The 337-nt window shown below is 73.0% G+C and carries 1 pseudogene; it reads right to left on the bottom strand.

Annotated elements, in window-relative coordinates:
• Nucleotides 1-337, bottom strand: a pseudogene (locus ACLQ22_RS31980) (electron transfer flavoprotein subunit alpha/FixB family protein); the annotation flags it as partial.

Genomic DNA, 337 nt, shown 5'->3' with positions numbered 1-337 from the left:
GCTCGGCCACCCGGTCCACGACCTTCGCCAGCTTGTCGGTGTCGGTGACCGCGACGGTGAGCTGCTCCACCGCCGGGGCGGCCGCCGCCGGCGTCGGGTTGACCGAGTTCGGCCGCACCGTGACCAGCGGCAGACCGCGGGTGACCTTCGACGTGACGATCGTGGAGCCGGCGAACGCCACCTGCGTGGCGGTGCCGTCGGCGGCCAAACCGACCACGTCGGTCAGGATGCCGTTGTCCAGCTTCACCGCCAGCCGGGCCGCGATCTCCTTGCCCTCCTGCGACGAAGCCAGCAGCACCGCGGCCGGCCGCACCCGCGACACCAGTTCGGCCACGAC

Origin of the sequence: Micromonospora sp. DT178 (assembly GCF_049841695.1) — a bacterium.
Classification (GTDB): Bacteria; Actinomycetota; Actinomycetes; order Mycobacteriales; family Micromonosporaceae; genus Micromonospora.
This window is presented reverse-complemented; position numbering and strand designations above follow the sequence as displayed.